The following is a 25,752-nucleotide window of genomic DNA, read 5'->3' on the forward strand; positions in this document are numbered from 1 at the left end:
CCCTCCTATAGGTTCTGTGTCATATATTCGCGAATCTGCTGCTCGCTGATGTTCCGCATATCCTGCCCTGCATCCAGCGCTCTCTGCCATTCCAACGTCTTCTGCAGAGCCTGCTCAACACTCCAGCGGGAGCGCCAGCCCAGCAGGCGGCGGGCCTTGGTGCTGTCAAGCTGCAGTTCACCAGCCTCATGCAGCCCGGAGATACCAGCGATATCAATACCCGCTCCCTCTCCCCAGAGCGCTGCTAGCCGGACGGCCACCTTCTCGACACTGTGAACGCTCTGCTCCTCAGGGCCGAAATTCCAGGCGGCAGCATACTCCGCCCCCTCCTGCACCAGCTTCTCGGCCAGCAGCAGATAGCCGCTAAGCGGCTCAAGCACATGCTGCCAGGGTCGCGTCGCCGCCGGGCTGCGCAGCAGCGGCCTCAAGCCAGCGGCGAATGACCGCAGGCAGTCCGGCACCAGCCGGTCCTGGGAATCATCGCCGCCCCCGATGACATTCCCCGCCCTGGCGGTAGCGACAGCCACGCCATGCTCGGCATAACGCGCCGGATGGAAGTAGCTGTTGCGGTAAGCCTGCGTCACCAGCTCGGAACACGCCTTGCTGGAAGAGTAAGGGTCATAGCCGCCCAGCGGATCGGTCTCGCGGTAACCCCAGATCCATTCACGGTTGTCATAGCACTTATCCGTCGTAACGTTAACGACAGCTTTAACAGGGATCCCGGAATCAACCGAGCTTGCGACCGCCTCCAGCAGATTCACTGTTCCCATCACATTCACCTCGAAGGTATCGGCCGGGAACTGGTAAGAGGTGCGGACCAGCGGCTGGGCAGCCAGATGGAATACCACCTCCGGGGCCGCTTCCCGCAGCGCTGCATCCAGGCGCTGCCGGTTCCGTACATCCCCCCAGACCGTATGGACCTCAGGCGCAGCTCCGATCAGCGGGAAGAGCTTATACTCATCCCGGTCCCAGGCATAACCGCTGACGCTTGCGCCCAGCATCGTCAGCCACCGGGTGAGCCAGCTTCCCTTGAAGCCGGTGTGTCCGGTTACGAAGACACGCCGCCCCTTCCAGAATCTCGCCGCTGTCAGTTCGTTCTCATCCACGGGAGTCCTCCCTCCCGCCACAGCTCCTCCAGATAACGCTTGTCGCGGAGTGTATCCATCGGCTGCCAGAACCCGTGATGCTTGTAAGCCCTTAGCTCATCCCGCGCTGCCAGCTCCCGGAGCGGCTCCTGCTCCCAGACGGTGCTGTCACTTTCGATTAGAGAGAATACCTCGGGCTCTAGTACGAAGAAGCCGCCGTTCACCCATCCTTCGTCCCCTTTGGGCTTCTCTACGAATCCGGTTACCTTGGTATCCTCTGCTAGGTCCAGCGCACCGAAACGGCCCGACGGCTGAACAGCAGTCACAGTCGCCAGCTTCCCGTGAGAGCGATGGAAGTCCAGTAACTGCTGTATATTAATATCCGCAACACCATCCCCATAGGTCAGCATGAACGGTTCATTTCCGATGTATTTCTGGACTTGCCGGATTCTTCCGCCAGTCATCGCTTCTTTGCCTGTGTCCGCGAGCGTTACCTTCCAGTTTCGCAGCTGACGGTTATGGCGGGTGATCTGGTTGCCATTACCGAAATCGAAAGAAATATCCGAGCTCTGGAGATAGAAGTCGGAGAAATATTGTTTAATGACATGCCCCAAATATCCCAGGCAAATGACAAAATCATCGAAGCCGTAAGCAGCATAATTCTCCATAATATGCACCAGCAGCGGCTTGTCGCCGATCTCAATCATCGGCTTGGGCTTCACATCGGTCTCTTCACTGATCCGGGTCCCGTAGCCCCCGGCCAGAATGACTACCTTCATCTTGTTACCTCCTTACCTTTCAGCAAGCCCAGCAATACCTCGGCAGTATAATCGAGCATCTCTGTCGAAAGTCCCGGATAGATTCCCACCCAGAACGTATCGTTCATGATCCTGTCCGTCTGAATGAGCGGCGCGGCGACACGGTGCGCCACACCGGAGTAGGCAGGCTGCTTGAGCAGATTCCCGGCGAACAAGAGCCGGGTGCCAACCCGCGCCTTCTCCAGCCTGCGCACGATTTCATTGCGCGTGAGGGGCGCATCCTCCCTCACGGTCAGCGGGAAGCCGAACCAGCTCGGATCACTGCGCGGCGTCGCCTGTGGAAGAATAAGCCATTCCTCCGCAGGCTTCAGCGCTGCCTTCATATAGTCAAAGTTACGTCTGCGTGCAGCATGGAACCCTTCCAGCTTCTCCAGTTGGGAGACTCCGATGGCGGCCTGCATATCTGTAGCCTTCAGATTGTAGCCAATGTGGCTATACGTATATTTGTGGTCGTATCCGGCAGGCAGGTCTCCCTTAGTCCAGTCAAACCGCTTGCCGCAGGTATTGTCGGTTCCCGGCTGGCACCAGCAGTCCCTGCCCCAGTCACGGAGCGATTCGACAATTTTTTTGAGCCTGGCACCGGAGGTGAGTACCGCACCGCCCTCGCCCATGGTCAAATGATGGGCAGGGAAGAAGCTGACCGTGGCCAGATCGCCGAAGGAACCGGCCGGCCGGCCTTCATACAGTGATCCCACAGCATCGCAGGTATCCTCAATCAGCCACAGTCCATGCCGGTCCGTGAATGCCTTAACACTGGCCAGATCGAAGGGATTGCCCAGTGTGTGCGCCAGCATGACCGCTTTGGTACGGGGGCTGAGCGCGGCGTCCAGCTGAGCTGTATTTATATTGTAGGTGGGCAGCTCAACATCGACGAATACTGGAATAAGTCCATGCTGTATCAGCGGATTGACCGTGGTCGGAAATCCGGCGGCAACGGTGATCACCTCATCACCCGGCCGCAGCCGGCGTTCGCCGAGCAGCGGCGAGGTAAGTGCTGCGACAGCAAGCAGATTCGCGCTCGAACCCGAGTTAACCAGCAGGGTATGCTTTCTCTCCATAATCTGGGAGAACCTGCGCTCGAATTCGCCAGTATACCTGCCCGCTGTCAGGTGGAAATCAAGTGAAGCATCCACCAGACTCATCAATTCTTCGCCATCGAACACCTTGCCGCTTACCGGCACGTAATCGCGTCCAGGTACGAAGGACCGGCCGGGCCAACGAATGTCGTAATATTCTCCTGTCAGCTTCAGAATTTGCTCACGTAAGGTTGCAGCTTCTGTGGGCAAAAGCTCCCCTCCTTTAACTAATGGTTTTCATTTAGTGGTTTTGTCGGACTTGGTACATCATTTATATGCAGACCGGAGGTTAAATACGATTAAGAATTCAATGGAATTTAAATTCCATTTTTGTTCAGTTCTTGTCTATGGGGGTTCACTATAATGGGGCTTGACTTGAAACGAACCGTTATGGAGGGATGCATACATGGGAAGACTCAGAGCCATCAATGAAAGAAAATGCACTATGGACAACTGCAACAGAAGACACTATGCGAAAGGGCTGTGCAAACAGCACTATTGGCCCGCCTGGAAAGCAGGACAAAAGAACGAGTCTGATTCTGACACTAGCCGCCAGGATCATTCACAGAAGTCCCTTCGAATCGTCACAGAATTTATTTAATTTTTTTAGAGGTTCTGACTCTGGTTTGTCGAATTCTTACTGAATGATGAATAAAAATTCCAAATATTACATGAAGCATCTGACATTAATCGTGATATATATGACTCTGCTATTGGGTATGCAACGGGCATGGCAGCAGATCTTTGCGTTGCCGGAGCAGCCCGGCGCGGCGGCGGGCGTACTTGATTTACGGGGCTGGACCTTCAAGCATGCCCATTCGCTTGCCCTTGACGGGACATGGGACTTCTATCCTAACCGTCTGGTAAGCGAAAGTGATATCCGCTCCGGCACTGCCGGAGATGCTGTCCCTGTTCAGGTACCCGGCAACTGGAAGGGGGCCATGTCCGGTTCCTCCCTGGGCTATGGTACCTATGCCCTGCATATTCTGGTCGATCAGCCGCTGGATGAGCCCTACAGCTTCTGGGTCCAGCAGATCCAGGCTTCTTCCCGGATCGAGATTAACGGCCGCCCCCTTCAGGCTATGGGTCAACCCGCAGCGCGCAAGGAGCTGTACTATCCCATGGCCGTTCCCTATGCCGTTCACTACCTCCCCCCGGAAGGGACGAAGGACATGCTTGTCCTGATCCAGACTGCCAATTATGAGCATGGGGAGAAGGCAGGCATTTCCTATTCCATCCGTTTCGGCGCCCAGTCTATGGTTCAGAAGGAGCGCTGGTACTCTACCTCTTTTCAGTTAGCTACGATCATCATCCTTCTTCTGCACGCGCTGTATGTCTGTATTCTGTACCTGCTTGACAAAGAACACCCGTCTCTGCTCTTATTTGCGCTTATGCTGATCATCATAGCCGTCTCCATCGCAGCGGATAATGACGTCCTGCTGTTCCTTGTGCTGCCGCTGAACTATACTTGGGGAATCAAGGTCAAGCTGCTGTCTTATGTATGGATGGTCTTTTTCATGCTGCTGCTTACCTACAAATTCTACAGTGCCCAGGCAGTCAGCCGGGCCTTCAAGGTGTACAGCTTGCTTCTTCTGCTCTATACACTTTGCCTTTGCTTCCTTCCGATTCATATCGTTCTGTCCAATGCCACTATTTATTTCAGCCTCCTGTATATGATCCCCCCCTGCTGGATGTTTGTGCTATTCGGAATTATGGTCTATAAGCAAAAAAAAGACGTCGGGTTCCTTACCTTCATCGGCTCTTCGATTGTATCCGGGGTGATCTGGGGAACCACGGTGAATAGTTACCGGAAGAATCTGCCGTTCTACTCCATAGATATTCTGGCTGCTATCGCTGGATTCTCTGCCTATGCCCTGAAACAGTATATCCGGCGGTCCAATGAGAACAGGCAGCTCTATGAACAGCTGCTGCAAGCGGACAAGCAGAAGGACCGGTTCCTGATGAATACCTCGCATGAGCTGAGGACACCGCTGCACGGCATGATGAGCATTGCCCAGTCGGAATACGACAAGAAGCGGGCAGCCTCCCCGGATGAAGAAGCCGGAGACCTGGAGCTACTGGTACGCATCGGGCGGCAAATGTCCCAGCTGTTGGATGATCTGCTCGATCTCACCCTGTTGCGGGAGAACCGGATGGTCCTTCATCCTGCCCCGCTGTCCGTCCATACCATCGCAGCCGGGGCTGCGGATATGCTCCGTTACTTAACGGACGGCAAGAACCTGACGCTTCATGTAAGCGTATCCGCATCGCTGCCGCGTGTATGGGCCGATGAGAAGCGGCTGATCCAGATTCTCTTCAACCTGATACATAATGCCGTGAAATGGACCGAGCAGGGAAGTATCCTTGTGACTGCCGAAGAAGCGGACGGGAAGCTGCTGATCAGCGTGGCTGACACAGGTGCGGGGATGGAGGAAGAAGCGCTCGCGCGTATCTTCCTTCCTTATGAACAGGCAGGCGGACAGGACCGTGGTGGCCTGGGTCTGGGCCTCGGCATTACCCGGCAGCTGGTGGAGCTGCACGGGGGAAGGCTGACCGTGGAGTCCAGGCTTGGGGAAGGCTCGGTCTTCCGCTTCACCCTGCAGCTGGCTGACGAAGCCTTTTTCACGGATGAGCAGTTCGGCAGGATGGAAGCAGTGGAAGCGCCGGGCGCTGCATACACCGGCCGGAGTGTCCATGTGCGCAATAAGGACGAAGAGCCATTCCTTGCGGGAGTGCCTCCGTCCCCCTCCGGCTTGGATACGGAGGGAGCCGAACTGAAGATACTGGCTGTTGACGATGACCCGGTTAATCTCCGGGTGCTCGCGACCATTTTGCATGAGGATATCTATCAGTTGACCTCTGTGTTAAGCGGGGAGGAAGCCCTGATTCGGCTGGAGGAGGAATCATGGGATCTGCTGATTACCGATGTGATGATGCCCGGCATGTCCGGCTATGAGCTTACCCGCCGGGTAAGGGAGCGTTATCCGGTGTCAGAGTTACCGGTGCTGCTGCTGACGGCACGTGCTATGCGTGAGGAGATCTACTACGGATTTCAGCAGGGGGCTAATGATTATGTGACTAAGCCGGTAGACAGCCTGGAATTGAAATACCGGGTTACCGGGCTGGCGCGGCTGAAGCAGACCGTCGCTCACAGCCTGCGGCTGGAGATGGCTTACCTCCAGGCGCAGATCCGCCCTCATTTCCTTTTCAATGCCCTGAACTCCATCGCCACGCTCAGTACCATTGATCTCTGCCAGATGCAGCAGCTGATTGAAGCCTTCTCCTCCTACCTGCGCTCAAGCTTCGACCTGATGAATACCGGTACACTGATTCATTTGAAGCAGGAGCTATCGTTAGTGGAGGCCTATTTATATATCGAGAAGGTGCGGTTCGGCGAACGGCTGGAGGTCAAGTGGGAACGGAATTATACCGGACTGCTGCGGGTTCCCCCGCTGATCTTGCAACCGCTGGTAGAGAATGCTGTCCGTCACGGGCTGCTCAGTCTTATAGAGGGAGGCCTACTTACTATCCGCATTGAAGAGGAGGAGGAGCATGTCCGGCTTGCGGTGCAAGACAATGGCAGAGGCATGGAGCAGGCGCACATTAACCGCCTGCTGATGAAGCATAAAGACAAGAGCTCCGGTATCGGGATATGGAATACGAACCGGAGGCTGATTGAACGCTATGGGCAAGGCTTGTCCATTCAGAGCCGTCCCGGCTTTGGAACCACCGTCTCCTTTATGATTCCGCTCCGGCGTATCGAGTGAACCATTCTCCATCCGCTATATCCTGTACAAGGAGGTGCTACAATGCTTAGGGTAGTGCTGATCGATGATGAACGACTCGCCCTGATTCAGCTGGAATCGACGCTCAGGGCGCTGGGATCGACCATTGTAACGGCAACCTATACCAACCCCCAGCTGGCTATGAGCGAAGCGGCCGGCTGGGAGGCAGATATTATCTTTCTTGATATTGATATGCCGGGGCTGAACGGCATGGAGGCTGCGAAGCAGCTGGAGGAGAGCTGTCCCGGCTCAGCCATTGTATTCGTCTCCGCCCATAACAGCTTCGCGCTGGAAGCCTTCGAGGTCAGCGCGCAGGATTATCTGCTCAAGCCGGTCTCCAGGGAACGGCTGAGCCGGACCCTCCAGCGAATCAGGAGCCGGAAGATCAACCAGCTTCACACGGACAAGCCGGACTCGCTGCTGATCCGCTGCTTCAATGCCATCCAGTTCGAACGGGGAGGTGTTCCTATCCGGGATTTCCGCTGGCGGACCTCCAAAGCCCAGGAACTGTTCGCCTTCCTGCTGTATCATCATGACCGGATTGTCGTCAAGGACAAGCTGGTCGAGCTGCTCTGGCCCGAGGCATCATTCAAACGTGCCTCCACTCATCTGTATACGGCCATCTACCAGATCAGGCAATCGCTGAAACGGGCCGACATCGGCCTTGTGATCAGCAATGCGAGCGTAGGCGAGGGGTATATGCTGGAGAGCGGCGACGCGCAGATTGATGCGGTGCTGTGGGAGGAAGGTGTCGTCTCCCTGGACCCGGTGGATGATTATAACGCCGCTGAGCATGAGGAGCTACTGAAACTCTATACCGGCGATTACCTGGGGGATTATGATTATCTGTGGGCCGAGAGCGAGCGCCAGCGGCTGCGCAACCTCTCCCTGCAGCACGCCACCGAGCTGGGCGACTATTATACCGCTAAGGATAATATCACCAAGGCCGTCAGCACCTATCAGCGGATTGTCGAGATGCATCCCTACCATGAACCAGGCTATCTGGCGCTCATGGACTTCTACAACCGGCTGGGCGAGCTAAGCTTCGTACAGGAACAGTATGAGAAGCTCCGCAGCTTTCTCTGGCGGGACCTGAAGCTCACTCCGTCCGCCAAGGTCGAGCGCTGGTATGCGAACTGGAAGCGGCTATATACCTGATCCTGAGCCCGGCAATGAATTACAGATTCCATATAAAAACGGTATGCCGCCCCCCGGTCAGGGGTTAGGCATACCGTTTCTTGTTGCACCCGCAGCTTCCATTATAGCGGCAGGACCTGCGCATGCGCGCTGTCCTATCCTTTCAGTGAAAAGAGGCGGGACATGTGAATCCGCTGACATAACCGGTGTACACAGGTTCTCGTGCAGTAGCTACCCATGTCAGGCGGACCCTCACTCTTTCATTGTACCCGTTAGGGAGATCTTAAAACGCCCCTGCGCGAGGTTTAGAAATTCATGTATACCACCTCGTAATCAGAAAAAGGCTCCATCCATTTCACAATCGTCTTCGGCAGCTTGCTGGTGCCGGGAACATTCGTATAGAACCGGACATAGGGGTCAGCGATGTCTTCCAGTTCGTCGCCTTCATCCGAGTCGAGTACGGCTGCCCAGTAATGGCCCTGCTTGTCATACATGATGATGGCTTCCGTAAGGGTGAACAGCCCTCTCACGCCGCCCTGCACCACTCTTGACCCCTTACCATCCAGATCCTTCGGCTCATCCAGCAGTTGCATACTGTACAGGAACAGATCATAATCTTCCCCTACCAGCTTACGGAAGGCTTTGTCCTCCGCTGCCGTCTTGAAGACGCCGGTGTCCTTCAGCGTGTAGACCTTCTCGTTCGGATCTCTTGTATATTCGCCGGTGTAGGTCACATTAGCCCCGGCAGAATACACCGGCGAAGGACTGGTTACGTACAGCTTGCCGTTCAGCAGATAGAAGAAGACCACCGAACCGTCCTCTTCCTTATAGACGGCCATCCGTTTGCGGACCACTGCCGTTTCGTTCTCCAGTTGACCGGAATGGGCACCTTCGTAGGCATCCATAGAGAAAACCAGCTTATCGCTCTTCACATTGCTGAATTCCACATAAGAGCCGTAGAAGGGCGAATTACTTGCCATATACCATTCTCCGCTCCAATCAGCAGCTGCAGGAGCCTTGAGACTGGTTGTGGCTGTGGCCGAGAGCGCCTCTACCGGCAGCTGGCGGGTTCCGTCGGGGCTACTCCATACCCCGGCGAAGCCGGTGCCGGGAATCCACCAGCCCTGGAAATGGCCGGTCTCCTTGCCTTTGGCGTCATACTCATACATATGGGCGATTTTGCCGTTGACATTGCCGGTGAGCCTGATCGTCTGTTTATATTTGTCATAATAATAACTGCCGGTCAGCTTGCCGCCGCTCTCCACCTTAATGGACATATGAATCGGCAGATTTCCGTTGATCGCGCCGGTCAGCGGCACCAGCCCGTTCGTAGCCGGACTCTGGGCGACTGAAGCGGCAGCGGCAACCGTCCCGGCGGGCGCAGCCTTCGCCTGTGCCGGAGCAGCCTCTGCCCCCGGCAGCAACAGGATGGCAGGCAGCAGCAACGCGGCAACCAGCAGGGTACTTATTTTACGGGTAATTCTCACTATAACCCCTCCCTTTCGCAACCATCTATAACAGCTATGTTACACTGTATGCCATCAATTACCCTTTTACAAGCAGGTAGAAAATAGCCCCGCTATATTAATTGCAATTATAATTTCACCAATCGCAGGCTGAGGATATGCCATACCCAAATTATGGTGCAAGCAGTATAGGTACGCTTAATTGTAATTCATACAACTAAATCGTCTGATATGCCGCCAAATCTCCGTTTAGCTGTATTTCGTACAACTAAAAGGCCTCTATACCTGGATTTTCGCCCTTTCGGGCAAATTTAGTTGTATAGACTACAATTAGAAGAGGGAGGCCTTCCGTTTCACCGTTTTTAGTTGCACAGAATACATTTATCCCTGTTTTTTCGCTACAAATGCAGGTCTACTAGTGCCGCCAAATGTTCAACTAGCTGTATTACGTTACAATTAAACTGCCAGCAATACCTGGGGTTCTCACCTTTTAACGAAATGTATTTTCACGAGATACACTACCAACCTTAGGGTAATTCTATATACATATACCAAAATTCACGTAGGAGATGATCCGCTATGCCAGAACATAACTCTACAGGCCGGGAGCAGGACGAATCTATAATTAAGCTCAGCTTCGAGCCGGATGGACTGCTGCCTAATAATCCTCAGCTTCCTGCTGTGCTGTATAAAGGGGTTCTCCGGGACCACCCGGAAGACACCGAACAGGTCTTCAATAACAACGGCTGGCTGAATAGCTGGGTGAATGGCGTCTTCCCCTACCACCACTATCACAGCAACGCGCATGAGGTGCTGGGGGTGATCTCCGGCAGTGCCAAGCTCCAGCTTGGCGGAGATGCCGGATACACAGCCAACGTGGAAGCCGGTGACGTTGTGGTGCTGCCTGCCGGGACGGCACACAAGAAGCTCACGGCCACGCCGGACTTCCGTATTGCAGGCGCATATCCCGGGGGCATGGACTATAACACCCGCCAGGCGGGCCCGGATGACTTCGCTGCAGCGCTCCCCGAGATCCGCGAAGTCCCGCTGCCGGAGCGTGATCCTGTCTATGGCGAGGCGGGGCCGCTGCTGCGGCTGTGGAAGTGACAACCGTTCCTGGGGCATACGCTTAAACAGCGAAGCGGGCGGAACAACCCGCGTAAAAGCGAAGCGTTCACAGTGATTGGAACAACGTTCCATTTGCGTAACGTCCATCCAAGCAAACACGTTCATCCTTCTCCAAACCAAGGATTCGCTTTTGCAGTCCAGGGATTAACTTATGCGTTTGGCCCCCTGATCTGCTCATTCCCTGGACAATACTATATAATGTTGTGTACAAATATCTGCTTAGGCATTGAGCCGGAAGTGAAAGGGGGCCTTTGGATGTATCGGGTAGCGATATGTGAGGATGAAGAACAGCAGCGGGAGCGGGTGAAGAAGATTCTGGTCGGGTTATCCGTCAAGACGGATACCGAATTTGAAATCGAGCTGTTTTCTTCGGGAGAAGACCTAATCTCCCACTATGAACGGGGCGGAGCCCCCTTCCATATCCTGATTCTGGATGTGGAGATGGGCGGCATGAACGGGATTATGGCGGCGCGCCGCTTGAGAAGCCAGAAGCATTTTGACGAACAGATCATATTTCTGACCAGCTATCCAGAATATATGGTGGAGAGCTTCGACGTGATTACCTTCCAGTATCTGATCAAGCCGGTCGCCCCGCAGCTCCTGGAGGAGAAGATCCTTAAGCTGTGTGATTACTTCCAGGCCCAGGATAAGAAATTCATGGTCATCAAGTCCGGTTATGAGGAAGTCGTCTTGCGGCATGATGATATTATCGGGATTGAGGCGGCCAAGAGTCTAACGGTCAAGAGCAAACTGCATGTGATTACCACCACGGGAATCTATGAGACTAGAGGAATTATTGCTGAATACGCTTCAGCCTTACGGGACAGCCATTTTCTGCATATCCACCGTTCGATTATTATCAACCTGCTGCATGTCCACAAGTTCGCGGGCGGCTCCGTGCTGATGTCGGGCGGGCAGGAGTTCCCCATCGGCCGGTCCAAAATCAAAGAGGTTAAGGACTTCTACACCAAATTCATGATCATGAAGGGTAGCTCGTATGACTCACTATAATCTGACCCTTATCGTCTGTGTGCTGCTGGTGATGTGTTTTCAGACCCAGTTCTTCTTCGCCTCGGTATTTGACAAAGCTGCCAGGAAGCCCAACCGGATCATATACTTCCTGATCTACGGGGTACTCTGCTTCCTCTACCTGGTCACCCCGCTGTCCCCTCTATTCTCCTCCGGCGTAGCTTTGCTGATGATCTTCAGTATGGCGCAAGCCTATAAGGTGGAGGTGAAGACCCAGGCGATCTTTTCCCTGCTCTACGCTGTGCTGATGACAGTGGTCAGCTTTATCTCGCTGTATATTTTCTCAATGATAGATTCGGTGGACTATACCAGCATGAACTCGGGTGCGGGGATTGACCGGCCGGCCTTCATCAAGGGGCTGATCCTTAGCTGCATTATTATGTTCCCGGTGATTCAGATCATCCGGCTGATCTCCAAGCGGCGAAGCGTCTCCCTGCCCTACCGGTATTATGTGATGTTCCTGCTCGTCCCGCTCATCAGCACCTATCAGATCAATGTCCTCACCGAAGACTCGAAGAAGGATATCTATTATTTCATTGCGATTCTCGGCTTCCTGTTCCTGAATGTGATGATCGTCTATATCTTCGATACCATTACCGACAAGTTCCAGTTCATGCATGAGAACGCCCAGCTCCAGCACCAGATGAACTATCAGGACGCCAACTATGAGAAGACGGTCCACAGCTTCAAGTCGATCAAAAGAATTATCCACGACACCCATCAGCAGTTCCTCTACATTGAAGAGTGTATCCGGCGGGATGATCCGGCTGCGGCTCTCGAACATATCAAGCTTACGCTGAATAAAGTGGAGGATGCCTACCAGCGGGTCAACACCGGCCATCTGGCGGTGGATGCGCTGGTCACGAACACGCTGAATATCGGACAAGCGAACGGCATCCGCATTGATACCCGGCTTAAGCTGCTGCCCGGTGAGCTTCACATCGACCGTTATGACCTGTGCGTCGTGCTGGGCAACATGCTGGACAATGCCATTGAAGCCTCCAAAAAAGTACGGCTCGCCGAGGACCGCTACATTCTGATCCAGATGCACTCCAGTGAATCCGCGCTGTTCATCCGCATTATGAATCATACCGTCCCGGAGACTGCCCCCTTGCAGAGCCGGAAGCCGGACCCTGAATACCACGGCATCGGCCTGACCAATATCTCCAGAATCTGCGAGAAGTACGGCGGGAATATGACAATTGAAGCCGGGCATCGGGAATTCAACAATATGGTGGTCCTCCCCTTCACGCGCGAAGCTTCTTTATAAAATGCACTAAACATTAAGTTTCGCCGTCACTGCGGTGAACATTTGGACTTCCGGCCGCTGTTGTATTTTGATTTCCTGATTGGACCGCTCTTAGCGGTAGAAATCCAAATACAAAGGCGGTCGCTACCGCTCCTTCAGTTCCAAATTTCCCCTCCGCTTCTTTCACTTTTTGTTACCGTTTTTTGTGCCTTTTAATCTAAATTTCTACGTTAAGGGATCGTTATTAACGTTTCAGGGTTATTCGGGCCACGCTCCTCTCTTCTGCCTGTATGATAACTTCAGGAAGATTATCTAAGAGACACAAGAGGAGGAGTTCAAGATGAACAAGTTAACTTCAGTCGTACTGACGGCCATGCTGGTGATCCCCGCAGCCCAGGCGTCTGCGCAGGAGAAGGAGAGCCCAGTGCAGGAAACGGCCCGCCTGCTGGGCTCGAAGATCGTATCCGACTACGGGGTAAGCGGCATGCAGTATGCTATCAGGGATCAAGGTAAAATTACGGTGTCCGGCGGCTTCGGTCTGTCCGATAAGGCAGCCGGGACTCCCGTCACGAAGGATACCATGTTCGGCATCGGCTCTGTCAGCAAAATGCATGTCTCCGCAGCCACAATGATGCTTGCCGAAGATAAGGTGATTGACATCGATCAGCCGCTGACTACGTATCTGCCGCAGTTCAAGATGGCCGATGAGCGCTACAAGAAGATCACGCCGCGCATGTTAATGAACCATTCCTCAGGCCTGTACGGCAGCCACTACGGGAACAGCATTCTGATGGACGATAGCGATACACAGAATCATGATGGCCTGCTGACCAGTCTTCAGTCCGAACGGCTAAAATCCGATCCGGGAGCCTATTCCGTATACTGCAATGACGGCTTTCAACTGCTGGAGCTGATGATTGAGCAGGTAACCGGCAGCAGCTATACAGAGTTCCTGGACCAGCATATGAGCAGCCCGCTGAAGTTAAGCTCTACCAAAACGCCGCTGGATACCTTTAACCGGCAGCAGCTTGCCAAAACCTACTTCCCTGGACTAACGCAGGCATTGCCCAGCGAGAACGCCAATATCCTCGGAGCGGGTGGTCTCTATTCCACAGCCGAAGATCTGACCACATTCGCCGAGATGCTGAACGGCAAGCACCCGGACATTCTGTCGGAAGCCTCCGCCGAAGCGATGCGTAAGCCGGAATATAAGAATGGACTCTGGGTACCCGAGGAGACCAACTCTTTCAATTTCGGTCTGGGCTGGGATGCCGTAGATCTGGCACCGTTCGGTGATTACGGTATCAAGGCCTTATCCAAAGGCGGAGATACCATCATGTATCACGCTGACCTGATTACCCTGCCGGAATCCGATATATCCATCGCGGTGCTCTCGTCAGGCGGAAGCTCAATCTATAACACCATTTTCGCCTCGAATGTGCTGTTGGCCTACCTGAAGGACACCGGGAAGATTAAGAAGATCCTGCCGGACGCCACCTTCACTCCTCCAGTCAAAGCGGCTATGCCTGCCGAGTTGGAAGCCTATTCTGGATTATACGGGACTGTCGGCGCAACCACTGCCATAGCCATTAAGGACGGAGCACTCAACCTGCCTGAGCTGGAGGGCGGACTCATTCCAGCGCAGAAGTATATTTATACCGGCAAGGGACAGTTCACAAGCCCGGACGGCAGTGCAGCCGTGAGCTTCGATCAGCAGAAGAACGGCAAGACTTATCTGAAGCTAAACACCCACTTGACTATCCCCGGTGTCGGTCAAATGCTGATGGTTACTTACGAGTATCAGAAGCTGGACGCAAATCCGCTGAATGCTTCTACGAAGCAGGCCTGGGCGCAGAGGGACGGGAAGCATTACTACGCTGTAGATGAGAAAATCAATTCCTTCTTCTACCTCTCCCCTTCCATCTTGACGAAGACTATTGAAGTTGAACAAGGCTACGCCACCGGGACGCAGATTGTGGACGAGAACACCGCCGTCAATGCGGCTGAAATCCCGGTCATGAACGGCAGAGACGCCTTCGATCTGACCTTCTCCAAGCAGAACGGTGCAGAATATCTAACCATCGACGGCAATGCGTATATCAGCGGCGATGCGGTGAAGCCGATCTACGGAGGCCCGGCCTCAACCAGCACCGTTCCTGCGGGCGGCCAGAGCGTATGGTTCAAGATTGACAAGAAAGCTGCCGGCAAAACCATGACCGTGACAGCTCCTCCAAGCGGCGGATTCGTTGTATATGATGCCGACGGGATGATCGTAAGCCACTCCAGAGTGAGCAAAGACCCTTCAGTCCGGTTGCCGCAGGGCGGAATGGCCGTCTTCGGCGGGCAGGCGGGCGATGTGTTTAAGATTGAGCTGAAATAACGCTTTCATATTTTCATCCAAAATTTCTCCCTTCTCCCAAACTTGCTTAATGGTATATAGGTGTGTTTTAATGTTATCAAATTGAATAATACTCTTATCCAGAGTTCGGTGGAGGGCTTCGCCCGATGATACCGCTGTGACCGGCATGCTATAAGCAGAACGGGCACAGCACTAGAGGCATCCCGGATGCCTTGCAAAGATGAGAGGGTGCTGACAGTTGATGAGACTGCCCCCTTTAATTAGGGGGCTTTTTGTTTGAGAAGGGAGAGAAATGCATGACAGAATGGATCACGGAATTTATACTCTTTTTCAAAGATTTGTCGTATGCAGGCATCGTTATCGCCTTGTCGTTTGAATTCGTACCTGCCGAAATCGTGCTGCCGCTTGCCGGCTATTGGGTGTATCTGGGGGACATGAAGCTCATTCTTACGATTCTGGCCGGGACTGTTGGAGGCACCTTCGGTCCGCTGACATTGTACGCGCTGGGCCGGTTCGGGGGCAGACCTGCGATTGCTAAGTACGGGAAGTATTTTTTCATCCGTCCGCATCATCTGGAGGCCTCCGACCGTTTCTTTGATAAATACGGCAGCGGTGTAGCCTTCTACGGGCGCTTCATCCCCGGTGTGAGAACACTGATCTCCATCCCTTGCGGGATTGCCAAGATGAATGTGTTCAAATTCAGTCTGTACACTTTCCTTGCCATGCTTCCGATCACTTCGATCTATGTCTATCTGGGCTACAAGCTGGGCTCACAATGGGAGCATGTGGACGAAATCGTCAAGCCTTACATTCTTCCGGCGGCAACCCTGTTCCTGCTCGGCTTCGGGCTGTACGTCTTTTCCAAGCGGTACCGGAGACGGCAGGCTTAATTGGATAATTAAGATGTACTTATGACATTAACGGCAAGCGAAGAAGCGGAGGGGAAATTTGGAACTGTAGGAGCGGTAGCGTCCGCCTTTGTCAGCGGATTTCAACCGCCGAAGAGCGGATTAAATCAAGAAATCTGCTGACAACAGCGGCCGGAAGTCCAAATGTTCACCGCAGTGACGATTACGCTTCCAGTCCAAAACTTAAGTACATTTTAATATAGCGCTTCAACTTTAGGAGGAAATTATGGAATCTGTGTTAGATTGGCTGAAATACCTGCTGCTAGGCCTTGTACAGGGAGTGACGGAGCCAATCCCTGTCTCTTCCAGCGGGCACTTGATCATCGTACAACGTCTGCTCGGTATGAAGCAGAATGGACTCTCTTTTGAAATTTTGACGAATACGGCCTCATTGATCGCTATCTGCTTTATTTTCCGTAAAGATATCAAAGACTTGATCATAGGGTTCTTCCGTTACCTGCAAACGCGTGAACCCAAGTACCGGTCAGAGTTCATGTTCTGCATCTACATTGTGATCGGGACGATTCCCGCAGCCGTTGCTGCCGTGTTCTTCAAGGATACGATCGAACGCGTCTTCACCTCTGTACATACCGTATCCATCAGCTTACTCATTACCGGGGTAGCCCTCTGGCTGATCCGCAATCTGCGCGGCCAGAAAAGAGACGGCAATCTCACTGTGAGAGACGCCATCATCGTCGGGTTGGCTCAGGCGGTAGCGCTGATTCCCGGCATCAGCCGTTCCGGTTCTACTGTGATTGCCTCCATTGCCGTCGGCATGAAGCAGGAGACCGCCTTGAAGTTCTCGTTCATGCTCTACATCCCGATCAGCATCGGGGGGCTAATCATGGGCGCATCCGATATCGTGCATGACCCTAACCGCGCCGCGCTGGCGATGCCTTACCTGATCGCCTTCCTCACCACGCTGGTCGCCACCTACTATGCCATGCGCTGGTTCATCGGCATTATGGCTAAGGGGAATCTGATTTACTTCTCGTACTACTGCTTCGTAGTGGGCACGCTGCTGCTGATCTTCCTGTAACAGAAACAGGTCGGGGAGAGGAAGGAGCTGGAAAGGTACCTCCTTTCTGCTCCTTCCTCTCCCCGTTCTCACTTAACTGCTATCCTTACTATTCACTCCAAGGCAACAGACGGGGATGCTCGTCAAGGATGGATTGATATTGCTCCTTCCAGCCGTACTTGCCATCCGGGTCCAGTTGCATATAACGTATATACTTCTCCAGCCGAAATTCCTGCTTCGACCAACCGAGATGCTTAATCCGCAGGTTGCTCAATTGATGAGGCAATTCCCAAATATTCTCTGGCAACCGCCCGGAGTGTTGCGGGAGATCATTCCAGAGATAGGTAAAGTCTTGGCGGTAGCGGACCAGGAACGGCCGGTATCTCAGGTGGGCCCGCCAGTACTTATCCTCGCGGTAATGGTTGTCATCCCAGAAATCGTAGAGGCGGAAGCAGAATAAGTCGCAGTCTTCCGTTCTCAGCAGGGAGTCCACTTCTTCGGCAAAACCGGATTCAAACATCTCATCCCCATCCAGATTAAGAATCCATTCCGGTCCGGTCTCAACCACCGCTTCCCACTGCTGCTTGCGCAGCTCGGATTCATTGTTGAAGCGGGAGACCGGATTATGAATCAACTTAAGCGGAATTCCCCCCAGAACCTCCTTAACTAATTCAGCTGTCTCATCTGTGCTGCCATCATCGATAATAACGGCCTCGTCGATATATTTGCGTTGCTCTTCCAGAATCTGCCGCAGGAACCTTGAGGCTTCATTCTTGACGATCATCGTGAGAGTCAGCTTGGGTCGGCGTTGTGCCGCTGCCAGGGTGGTGGCATGCGCCGCATCAGCAGCTTGCAGCTTAATCAGATTAGCTTCTTCGCTCCGCTCTAACTCTTCATCATTCCGTTTCCCGCCATGCTTCCTTGACTCTGTCTCAGACGTTGCTAATGACTCCCGTACGAACTCCTCTACTTTATCAAGATCACTGTCTCTGTATATATGCAACGCTGGATAATGGGTATCTACAAAGAGAGGAATATCAAGTGCCGCTGCACGGATACAGAAATGACGATCCTCTCCCCAATAGGAGAGATTTCGGACCTTCTTGTAACTGACACCGGACTTGATGGCCTTGATGCTGATCAGAGTGCAGGCGCCAAGTCCTCCGACTTCATAGATCCCCGGTTCCCGCATTTTAAGCAGAAATGCATGCAGGCGGCGCTTGATCTCTTCAGGTGAGAGTTTTTCTCCCGGTAGTGCTTCCCATTGGTTATACTCGTCATGCATCCACACCTGCGGCTGTTCCAGCTTGCCCGGCTGCCACTGGGTCCAGAACACTTCAGCGATAATGTCCTTGGCTGAACTGATCAGCTGTTCCAGCGTACTTGGATGAAGAATAAGATCAGAATCAACCAGAAACAGATAATCATAGCCGAAAGCTTCCGCACGCCGGATCATCTGATTTTTGAACTCGGCCACCTTCCAGACAAGGCTGATACGCCAGGCATGAGCATTGTCATCGCGTATATAGTCATCATGGTAGCCAGAGGATTCCAGGAAGACTGTTCTCCCGCTTTGGGCGAACTGCTGCAGAAGTTCACTGGAAGCTGTATCCCCATTATCATCAATCAGATAGTAATGCAGCTCAATATTGTTAAGGTTGAGCCGCTGCAGCGACTTCAGAAAATGCTCCAGAATCTCAGGTTTCTGATGGATCGGGCTGCCAAGCAGCACTCGTTTTATCTTCTGATTCATATGAGCCCACTCCAGAGTAAAGTCATCATTAATACAACACTCCTTAGATTTGAACAAAAGTGATATAGCATAGTATATTAAGAGTAGTATCCAGATAAGCCTATTTTCCTGAAATAACAATCTTAGGACCAGCCGGGTAAATCGACAAACACCCCTTAGAACGAATTTGTTCTAAGGGGTGTTTGCTAGTGGGGATCTATTGTTGTCCCATCAGTATCTTCGCATAAGGCGAATCGATCGGGATCATGATGACCGGCTCATTCTTCAGCGTGGTCACATAACTCTGCAGCGTGCGGTAAAAGCTATAGAACTGGGGAGATTTTCCATAGGCCAAGTTATAGATCTTGGCGGCTTCTCCTTCACCTTCGGCGATGATCTTCTTGGAGTCGGCTTCGGCCTGGGCCATCAGCTCTCTGGAGGCGCGGTCCGCCTTGGAGGTGATCTTCCTGGACTCCTCATCCCCTTCGGACAGATAACGCGCAGCAATGGACTGGCGGTCCGAGATCATCCGGTTGTACACACTCTGCTTGTTCTCTTCCGGCAGGTCGGTACGCTTGATCCGTACGTCAATGACTTCTATGCCGTAGTTATCACGGGTCAACGCAGCTACTACGTCCTTAGTAATCTCATCATTAATATTGCCCCGTCCGGTGTCCTCACTAATAATATTCTCATAATTGACCTCCGACAGCTTGCGGCGTACCGAGTTATATACCGCTTCATCAATACGCTGCACCCCGCCGCTTACCGATTGAACGGTTCTCAGAAACTGTGAGGCGTTGGTAATTCTCCAGACGGTATAGTTATCGACCACAATCGGCTTCTGGTCCTTGGTCAGAATGCTGGTCGGCGAGCTCTCGTACGTCATCTGATACTTGGGAAGCTCCGAGACATTCTCGACAAAAGGAAGCTTGAACTTCAGCCCCGGCTCCTCCACCGCACGCATCGCTTCACCGAAACGGAGAACGACCTTATATTCCCCTTCCTTCACAATATACATAGAGCCGGCCAGCAAAATAATCAGGACGATAGATGATATCAATAGGATGATCGGGTTTCTTTTCACTTGGCATCTCCTCCTTGCGGTGCAGCTGAAGGTGCCGGATTCACAGCGGCAGGAGCAGAGGGGCTATCCTTGGTGCTGCGCATCAGCTCATTCAGCGGCAGATAGTTCACAGTGTCACTGTTAGAGTTCGTAATGAATATTTTGGCGTTAGGCAGGATCGTCTCCAGTGTCTCCAGGACCAGCCGGCTCTCGGTGACGCTCTGATTATTGGCATATTCGGCAAAAATCGCATTGAACCGCGCCACATCCCCCTGCGCATTCAGGATACGTGACTTCTTCTCACCTTCGGCCCGCTCTAAGAGCGCCTGAGCTTCACCGCGCGCCTTAGGAATGATATCGTTCTCATACTTCTTGGCGTTGTTGATCTTCGTATTCTTCTCTTCACGGGCGTTCGTCACCTCGCGGAAGGCTTCCTCCACCTGACCGCTTGGCGGCTCAATATCCTGGAACTTGATATCGATGATCTGAATGCCGGTGTTGTATTTCTTCTGCAGATCCACCAACAGCACGCGGACCTTATCCTGAATGACCGTCTTCCCGTCGGTAATCGCATAATCCAGCTTCTCGGAACCAATGACCGCACGGATCGAGGAGCTGGCCGAGTTACGCAGGAATTTGTCCGGGTCATCAATGTTATACAGGTAATCACGGATATTGCTGATTTTCCACTGGACTACAGCATCGGCAGAGACAATGTTCTCGTCGCCCGTAATCATCATCGCTTCATCATCTACCGGGACAGCTCCGTCAGCCTCCTGGCGGTATCCGATATGAATCCGCTGGGTCAGCTCGGCAGGCACAGTAATGACATCCTGGATGGGATAAGGCCATTTGAAATGGAGTCCGGCCGAGCTCTCATTCGTATACTTGCCGAAGGTCAGAATTGCTGCACGTTCCTGCTCCTGCACCGTATAAAATGAGGTGGAGCCGATATACAGCAATACAGCCGCAGCGGCTACCCCCACCCCTATCCTTTTGTACATGCCCGGCTTCAACTTCGGCAGCTTGAACCCTGGGATATTATCGCCATTCTGGTTCATGAAATTCAAGATGCATCGCTCCTTTTGGCGTATTTTAGTCGTATTAAAGGTTTATATACGTGAATAAATCAAAAAAGTCGCAACTAATTCAGCTTTGTTCAAGCTTTCTGCATTTTGCTGCGATTCTCGCGGATTCGGCTGGATAGTTACTAATTCATCCTGATAAGTGAGTCACGCTGGTGCGTCCTTTATGCGGCACCCGGGTAATCAGAGATGTGATCGGTTTTTCGACTACATTCCACTCACACAAAAACCCCCGGAAAAGCGCAAACCTGCGCCCTCTCCGGGGGTTCTACTATAGTGCTCTTAAATACTCGATTTATTACGGAAATAATTCTGAAGGAATTCCTTGGCGCGCTCGGACTTCGGATGATTGAACACCTCGTCCGGCGTCCCCTCCTCGACGATTTTACCTTTGTCCAAGAACAGCACCTTGTTGGCCACCTCATACACAAAGCTCATCTCATGGGACACGAGAATCATCGTCTGACCGGTAGACGCGGTCTTCTTGATCGTCTGCAGCACCTCGCCCACCAGCTCAGGGTCAAGCGCTGAGGTAGGCTCGTCCAGCAGCAGCAGCTTCGGATTCATCGCCAGCGCGCGGGCAATGCCTACCCGCTGCTGCTGGCCGCCAGACAGATGCTTCGGATAATAATGAGCACGCTCAGCAAGACCTACCTGCTCTAGCTGTTTCTGTGCAATCTGCGCGGCCTCGCGGTCGTTCATCCGCTTCACAATCTTCAGGCCTTCCTTCACATTATCCAGTGCCGTCCGATGCTGGAACAGATTGAACTGCTGGAAGACCATCGCTGTCTGCTTCCGCAGCTCCAGCCGCTGCTTGTTCGTGATCGTGCTGAAATCGACCTTGAAGCCTTCGAGATCCAGCATTCCCTGATCTGCCTGCTCCAGGCAGTTGAGCGAACGCAGGAAGGTGGACTTACCCGCACCGGACGAACCGATGATGGCTACAACATCTCCCTTGTTAATCTCGACGGAGAGATCGTCCAGAATCAGATTACCGTGAAATGACTTGGATAAATTGCTTACCTTTATCATCAGATCTCTCTCCTTCCCCAAGAGAACCAGCCGCGGTTCATGGCCCCGGCAGCGGAGTCCGGAATGGAGAATCTTTTCTCCAGGAATCTCAGAATCTGCTCAATCAGAATTGTCATGATCCAGTAGATGATCGCCAATGCGAGATACACCTCGAAGAACCGGAAGTTGCTGCCGGAGATAATTTTCCCCTTAGCCGTCATTTCGATTACACCTGCTACGAAGGCTAGGGAGGTTCCCTTGAGCAATCCGATCAATGCATTGCCCAGCGGCGGAATCGCCACCACCAGCGCCTGCGGAACGATGACTCTTCTGAGCACCTGAAGATACGTCATCCCCAGGGATTCAGCGGCCTCGATCTGGCCCTTGTTCACCGACTGCAGCGCAGCGCGGATCGTCTCCGAGTTGTACGCCGCTTCATTGAACGCGAAGGTGACCAGCACGAAGATCATCGCCGGAATGGCATTGATATTATAATCCGTCCCGTACTGCTGATTAATGAATTTTAATAACAACGGAATTCCGTTATAGGTCAGGTACAGCTGCACAATGATCGGCGTTCCACGGATGAACGAGATGAAGACTGTGACCAGCTGGCTTAACACGGGAATTCGGCGCATACGGATAATGGCAAATAACAGCGCAAACACAAGGCCGACGATCATCGAGATGACCGTAATCTGCAGACTCACAGGAAGGACCTCTAACAGGCGAGGAATCGCTGAGAACACCGCGTTGATATCAAAAATCTCTCCCATACCGATTGACTTCCTTCCACGTTCAATTTACAGGGCGACAGCCTAACACGGTCTCACGATTAACCGTCTGCCCTCATAGATAATTTCAGTATGATACCGTTCGTTGCTTACCGCATTCAACCGCTCCACCAGGGAGGCCGCTGCTTCATCGGATGCCAATACAGGCAAGCCACGCTTGGTCACTGTCTCATGGGTAAGCCTGAGATCAATCGGAATCAGCTCATAGCTGAACCGCTTGTCCTCCACACTCAGATCAAACATGACCAGGAAGTTCTCCGAGAACTTGCGGTCGCTGTAGAAGCCCTGCCAGTTCCCTTCGCTATCCTTGGTTCTGTTCTTGTGCAGGGTAGAAGGAGCTTCATTCTCGGCATATCCGTAGGCGGTGAACATCTCTGGAGATACAATTGACTCCCCTGCCTCGAACTCCATGAACAGACTGCCTATGTTATAAAAAATAGGTTGGCCCTTGTACAGCTCCACCCCTCTGGTGAAGTGGGCGCCATGTCCGAAGACACAGCTCGCTCCGGCATCCACCGCCCCCCGTGCGAAGGTCTCAATGAACTCTGCGGGATAATCGGAGTACCAGTTCTCATTCTCCCCTTCATGCGTGTGCAAGCTGACAAAAACATAGTCACTGCGCTCCGCGGCATCCTGGATGCTGCGGTAGATTTCCTGCTGATCCAGCTCATGCGCTGCTGTCTTGACGCGGGACTGTTCACCCTTCTCGAAGGTTAAATAGCCTTCAAAAAATGAACCGAATTCATAGTAATTCTCCGATTTGCTCTTGAAGGTCTCAATCCGCTTGCCTTCCTCCATGCTGGAAGCGATGCCGATGCGTTCACTGATCTCCTTCAAGGTGCTGAAGTCCTGATCATTCACGACATAGGTCCGCGACCAGCGGAGCGGGTTAACGCCCGGACGGGCGGGCACGCCGTTCCCCGGATTCGAAGCAGCGAACACCTCGCTTCTCGTCACATCGATAGTGATGATGGCAATCCGACCATCTGCCGTATCGACGAACACCGGCTTGCGCGCTTCATGCAGGCTCATCCCCACCCCAAGCGGGGTCAGACCACGGGCTTCTGCCTCTTCGATCGTATCCACAAGACCCTGGGTCCCGTAGTCCCCCGTATGATTATTCGCAAAGCTCACATAACGGATATTGAGCTTCCCGAATTCGTCCAGCGCCTTGGGGCGCACACTGGTCTGGTAGCCGCGGCCTGCCGCCGGAGCGGTATTCAGGCGCGGGGTCACGAACTCTGCATTGGTAAAAGCTTCATCGGCCCCTTGCAGCAATGCCAGCAGCTCCGGGTCCATCGTCTTATCTAAATTACTGCTGGAGAACAATGCATCTCCCGAGACTAGAAATTTCATGCGATCACCTTCCTTCGGTTACTCCATTAGCTCTTTCTTAGGCAAATAGTCGCCGCCAAGCTGCTCTTGGCTAATCTTCAGCAGGGTGCCGTCCGCATACATTTCCTTGATTCTCTTGTTAACCGTATCTAGCAAGGTGCTGTCCGCAGACTTGGAGAGCAGGATATAAGATCCTGGATCACTATTCTCTGTAGAGAACGGAACGACCTTCAGATTGGTGAAGCCATGCTCCTTGATGGCCTTCTCGGCAGAGACACGGGAAATGATGCGCACATCGTACTTGCCGGCTTCAATACCTTCGAACTGCTTCACGAAATTCTCGTCAGTGTAGATAATCTCTGCTTTGGCATCCGCATTCGCTTCATTATAATTCTCCAGCAGTGTGGCACCGGAGTTGCCTACTTCTGTTACGGCTTTATAGCCCTTCAGGTCTTCTACCGCCTTAAGGGTATTATCGTCCTTGCGGACTACGAATACATTCGCATTCTCAATAATCGGGAGTGAGAAATTGTACTTGCCGCGTCTCTCAGGGTTGGAGCTGAAATTGTTCGCCCCCAGCTGGAAACGTCCATTGTCCAGACCAGTCAGAATCCCTTCGAATTCAATCGCTTGAACCTCTAGCTTATATTCCGGAAGGTCTTTGAAGATCGCCTTCATTACTTCCACATCGTAACCTGTCAACTGCCCGTCCTTCTCGTAGCTAAAAGGGTTACTGACCCCGCTCGTAGCAGCAATAATGGTCTTCGTACCTGCTCCAGCACCATTTGTCTCAGCTGAGCCTGCGTTATTCTTATTTCCATTACCGCAGCCTGCAAGGACCAACCCGAGCAACACAATCAGAACGCCTGGCACAAATTTCTTCTTCATTATAACTTCCCCCTCGTCTAGTAAAAGCTCTCTCTCGTTGTCCTATGATGTCCAACTTATCATAGTCATTTAGTCTGGAATTATTATGTCACGGGGTATACACTGTGTCAAGGTGAACGGCCAAAGGATTGACGAATGCTGACGAACGAAGTCGATTGATGGCTGGGGTGTGCTTGGTTGGTTACCTAATATAGGTATCCCCCCAGCTGCTGGGGAGTATTCCCCTGGCTGCTAAGAAGACCGCACCACTCTCTTCCGGCGCGCCGGAACCTTGACGCCCTCCTTCTGAAGCTTGCTCCAGTTGCCGGGATTGGTCAGGTCCGGGATACGCTGCTCCAGAATAGCCTGATATTGAAGGGCCTTCTCTTCCAGATGGGCAACACGCTGCTTGGCCTCTTCCAGCTGAAGGAGCGCCGCTTCCCTGTATTCCATCATCATAGCAAAGCGCTGTTCAATCGTCGAATCCCCTTCGAGGCAGAGATCGACGTAGGTTTTGATGCTTTCAATGGGGAGGCCGGTCTGCTTGAGGCACCTAATCCCGTACAGCCAGTTGATCGATTCATCGTCGAACAGTCGGATGTTGTTCTTATCACGCTGAATGCTCGGCACCAGCCCTTTATCCGTATAATAACGCACAGCATGTTCAGTTAGTCCCGTCATGGAAGCCGCTTCTTTGACTGTATACATGTTAATCCTCCTTAAAAAAAGATAATTTAGCTCCGATATCTTCACGGAAACAACTGACTATCTGGAAAATCCACAATGTCCAGCAAATCCGGTATT

General features: G+C 52.9%; 20 protein-coding genes. 8 read left to right on the forward strand and 12 right to left on the reverse strand.

All coding sequences use genetic code 11. The annotated features are described in order from the left end of the window. Positions 1 to 5: 5 nt before the first annotated feature. Genes rfbG through rfbH form a run of 3 tightly spaced genes read right to left on the reverse strand, consistent with a single transcriptional unit; the run spans position 6 to position 3,189 of the window. Positions 6 to 1,106 (reverse strand): CDP-glucose 4,6-dehydratase, encoded by a 1,101-nt coding sequence (rfbG, locus tag NST26_RS22960; RefSeq protein WP_340951076.1) that lies wholly within the window; start codon positions 1,104 to 1,106, stop codon positions 6 to 8. Further along, entirely contained in the window at positions 1,088 to 1,864 is a 777-nt protein-coding gene (gene rfbF / locus NST26_RS22965) for a glucose-1-phosphate cytidylyltransferase (RefSeq protein WP_036724006.1), read from the reverse strand. The genes rfbG and rfbF overlap by 19 nt, the downstream gene beginning before the upstream one ends. After that, positions 1,861 to 3,189 carry a lipopolysaccharide biosynthesis protein RfbH gene (rfbH, locus tag NST26_RS22970; RefSeq protein ID WP_036724007.1) on the reverse strand — a complete coding sequence of 443 codons (1,329 nt, stop codon included), beginning with the start codon at positions 3,187 to 3,189 and terminating at the stop codon, positions 1,861 to 1,863. The genes rfbF and rfbH overlap by 4 nt, the downstream gene beginning before the upstream one ends. Before the next feature lie 434 nt (positions 3,190 to 3,623). Between rfbH and NST26_RS22975 the strand changes: the two genes are divergently transcribed. Together NST26_RS22975 and NST26_RS22980 are read left to right on the forward strand one after the other, a co-directional pair. After that, the gene (locus NST26_RS22975) at positions 3,624 to 6,746 is read left to right on the forward strand and encodes a hybrid sensor histidine kinase/response regulator (RefSeq protein WP_340951071.1); all 3,123 of its coding nucleotides are present in this window, start codon (positions 3,624 to 3,626) and stop codon (positions 6,744 to 6,746) included. Positions 6,747 to 6,788: 42 nt separating this feature from the next. Then, a complete protein-coding gene (locus NST26_RS22980) occupies positions 6,789 to 7,922 on the forward strand; it encodes a response regulator (protein WP_339249951.1) in 1,134 nt (377 codons plus the stop codon). A gap of 284 nt (positions 7,923 to 8,206) precedes the next feature. Here NST26_RS22980 and NST26_RS22985 read toward each other — a convergent pair whose 3' ends face one another. Then, a complete protein-coding gene (locus NST26_RS22985) occupies positions 8,207 to 9,388 on the reverse strand; it encodes a hypothetical protein (protein WP_339249953.1) in 1,182 nt (393 codons plus the stop codon). Positions 9,389 to 9,946: 558 nt separating this feature from the next. On the opposite strand from NST26_RS22985, the gene NST26_RS22990 reads away from it, so the two are divergent. From NST26_RS22990 to NST26_RS23015, 6 genes are all read left to right on the forward strand, one after another. Further along, on the forward strand, positions 9,947 to 10,474 hold the full coding sequence (locus tag NST26_RS22990) for a cupin domain-containing protein (RefSeq protein WP_339310706.1): 528 nt from the start codon (positions 9,947 to 9,949) through the stop codon (positions 10,472 to 10,474). 276 nt (positions 10,475 to 10,750) lie between these two features. Beyond that, the gene (locus NST26_RS22995) at positions 10,751 to 11,506 is read left to right on the forward strand and encodes a LytR/AlgR family response regulator transcription factor (RefSeq protein WP_339310708.1); all 756 of its coding nucleotides are present in this window, start codon (positions 10,751 to 10,753) and stop codon (positions 11,504 to 11,506) included. Further along, positions 11,493 to 12,794: an ATP-binding protein gene (locus NST26_RS23000; RefSeq protein ID WP_339310710.1), complete on the forward strand. Its 1,302-nt coding sequence runs from the start codon at positions 11,493 to 11,495 to the stop codon at positions 12,792 to 12,794. Before NST26_RS22995 ends, NST26_RS23000 begins: the two co-directional genes overlap by 14 nt. A gap of 319 nt (positions 12,795 to 13,113) precedes the next feature. After that, on the forward strand, positions 13,114 to 15,153 hold the full coding sequence (locus NST26_RS23005) for a serine hydrolase domain-containing protein (protein ID WP_340979826.1): 2,040 nt from the start codon (positions 13,114 to 13,116) through the stop codon (positions 15,151 to 15,153). A 275-nt stretch (positions 15,154 to 15,428) separates the two neighbouring features. Beyond that, a complete protein-coding gene (locus NST26_RS23010) occupies positions 15,429 to 16,022 on the forward strand; it encodes a DedA family protein (RefSeq protein WP_339249963.1) in 594 nt (197 codons plus the stop codon). Positions 16,023 to 16,266: 244 nt separating this feature from the next. After that, positions 16,267 to 17,079 (forward strand): undecaprenyl-diphosphate phosphatase, encoded by an 813-nt coding sequence (locus tag NST26_RS23015; RefSeq protein ID WP_340979827.1) that lies wholly within the window; start codon positions 16,267 to 16,269, stop codon positions 17,077 to 17,079. A gap of 88 nt (positions 17,080 to 17,167) precedes the next feature. Here the strand turns inward: NST26_RS23015 and NST26_RS23020 are convergent, their stop codons facing one another. From NST26_RS23020 to NST26_RS23055, 8 genes are all read right to left on the reverse strand, one after another. After that, the gene (locus NST26_RS23020; protein WP_339249967.1) at positions 17,168 to 18,811 is read right to left on the reverse strand and encodes a glycosyltransferase family 2 protein; all 1,644 of its coding nucleotides are present in this window, start codon (positions 18,809 to 18,811) and stop codon (positions 17,168 to 17,170) included. A 196-nt stretch (positions 18,812 to 19,007) separates the two neighbouring features. Then, complete coding sequence (hflC, locus tag NST26_RS23025; protein ID WP_036699631.1) at positions 19,008 to 19,877, reverse strand: protease modulator HflC; 870 nt, start codon at positions 19,875 to 19,877, stop codon at positions 19,008 to 19,010. Further along, positions 19,874 to 20,917: an FtsH protease activity modulator HflK gene (gene hflK, locus NST26_RS23030; RefSeq protein WP_339257574.1), complete on the reverse strand. Its 1,044-nt coding sequence runs from the start codon at positions 20,915 to 20,917 to the stop codon at positions 19,874 to 19,876. The genes hflC and hflK overlap by 4 nt, the downstream gene beginning before the upstream one ends. Positions 20,918 to 21,223: 306 nt before the next feature. After that, positions 21,224 to 21,973, reverse strand: coding sequence for an amino acid ABC transporter ATP-binding protein (locus NST26_RS23035; RefSeq protein WP_339249971.1), 750 nt, complete (start codon positions 21,971 to 21,973; stop codon positions 21,224 to 21,226). Continuing rightward, positions 21,973 to 22,728, reverse strand: a complete 756-nt coding sequence (locus NST26_RS23040) for an amino acid ABC transporter permease (protein WP_036724022.1) — start codon at positions 22,726 to 22,728, stop codon at positions 21,973 to 21,975. Before NST26_RS23040 ends, NST26_RS23035 begins: the two co-directional genes overlap by 1 nt. Positions 22,729 to 22,770: 42 nt before the next feature. After that, on the reverse strand, positions 22,771 to 24,102 hold the full coding sequence (locus NST26_RS23045; RefSeq protein ID WP_340979828.1) for a CapA family protein: 1,332 nt from the start codon (positions 24,100 to 24,102) through the stop codon (positions 22,771 to 22,773). 18 nt (positions 24,103 to 24,120) lie between these two features. Continuing rightward, positions 24,121 to 24,969 carry a transporter substrate-binding domain-containing protein gene (locus NST26_RS23050; protein ID WP_340951049.1) on the reverse strand — a complete coding sequence of 283 codons (849 nt, stop codon included), beginning with the start codon at positions 24,967 to 24,969 and terminating at the stop codon, positions 24,121 to 24,123. Positions 24,970 to 25,200: 231 nt separating this feature from the next. Further along, positions 25,201 to 25,656 carry a MerR family transcriptional regulator gene (locus tag NST26_RS23055; protein ID WP_051477919.1) on the reverse strand — a complete coding sequence of 152 codons (456 nt, stop codon included), beginning with the start codon at positions 25,654 to 25,656 and terminating at the stop codon, positions 25,201 to 25,203. Positions 25,657 to 25,752 lie beyond the last annotated feature (96 nt).

Source organism: Paenibacillus sp. FSL R7-0128, from assembly GCF_038002245.1.
In the GTDB taxonomy this organism is placed as follows: Bacteria; Bacillota; Bacilli; order Paenibacillales; family Paenibacillaceae; genus Paenibacillus_AQ; species Paenibacillus_AQ silagei.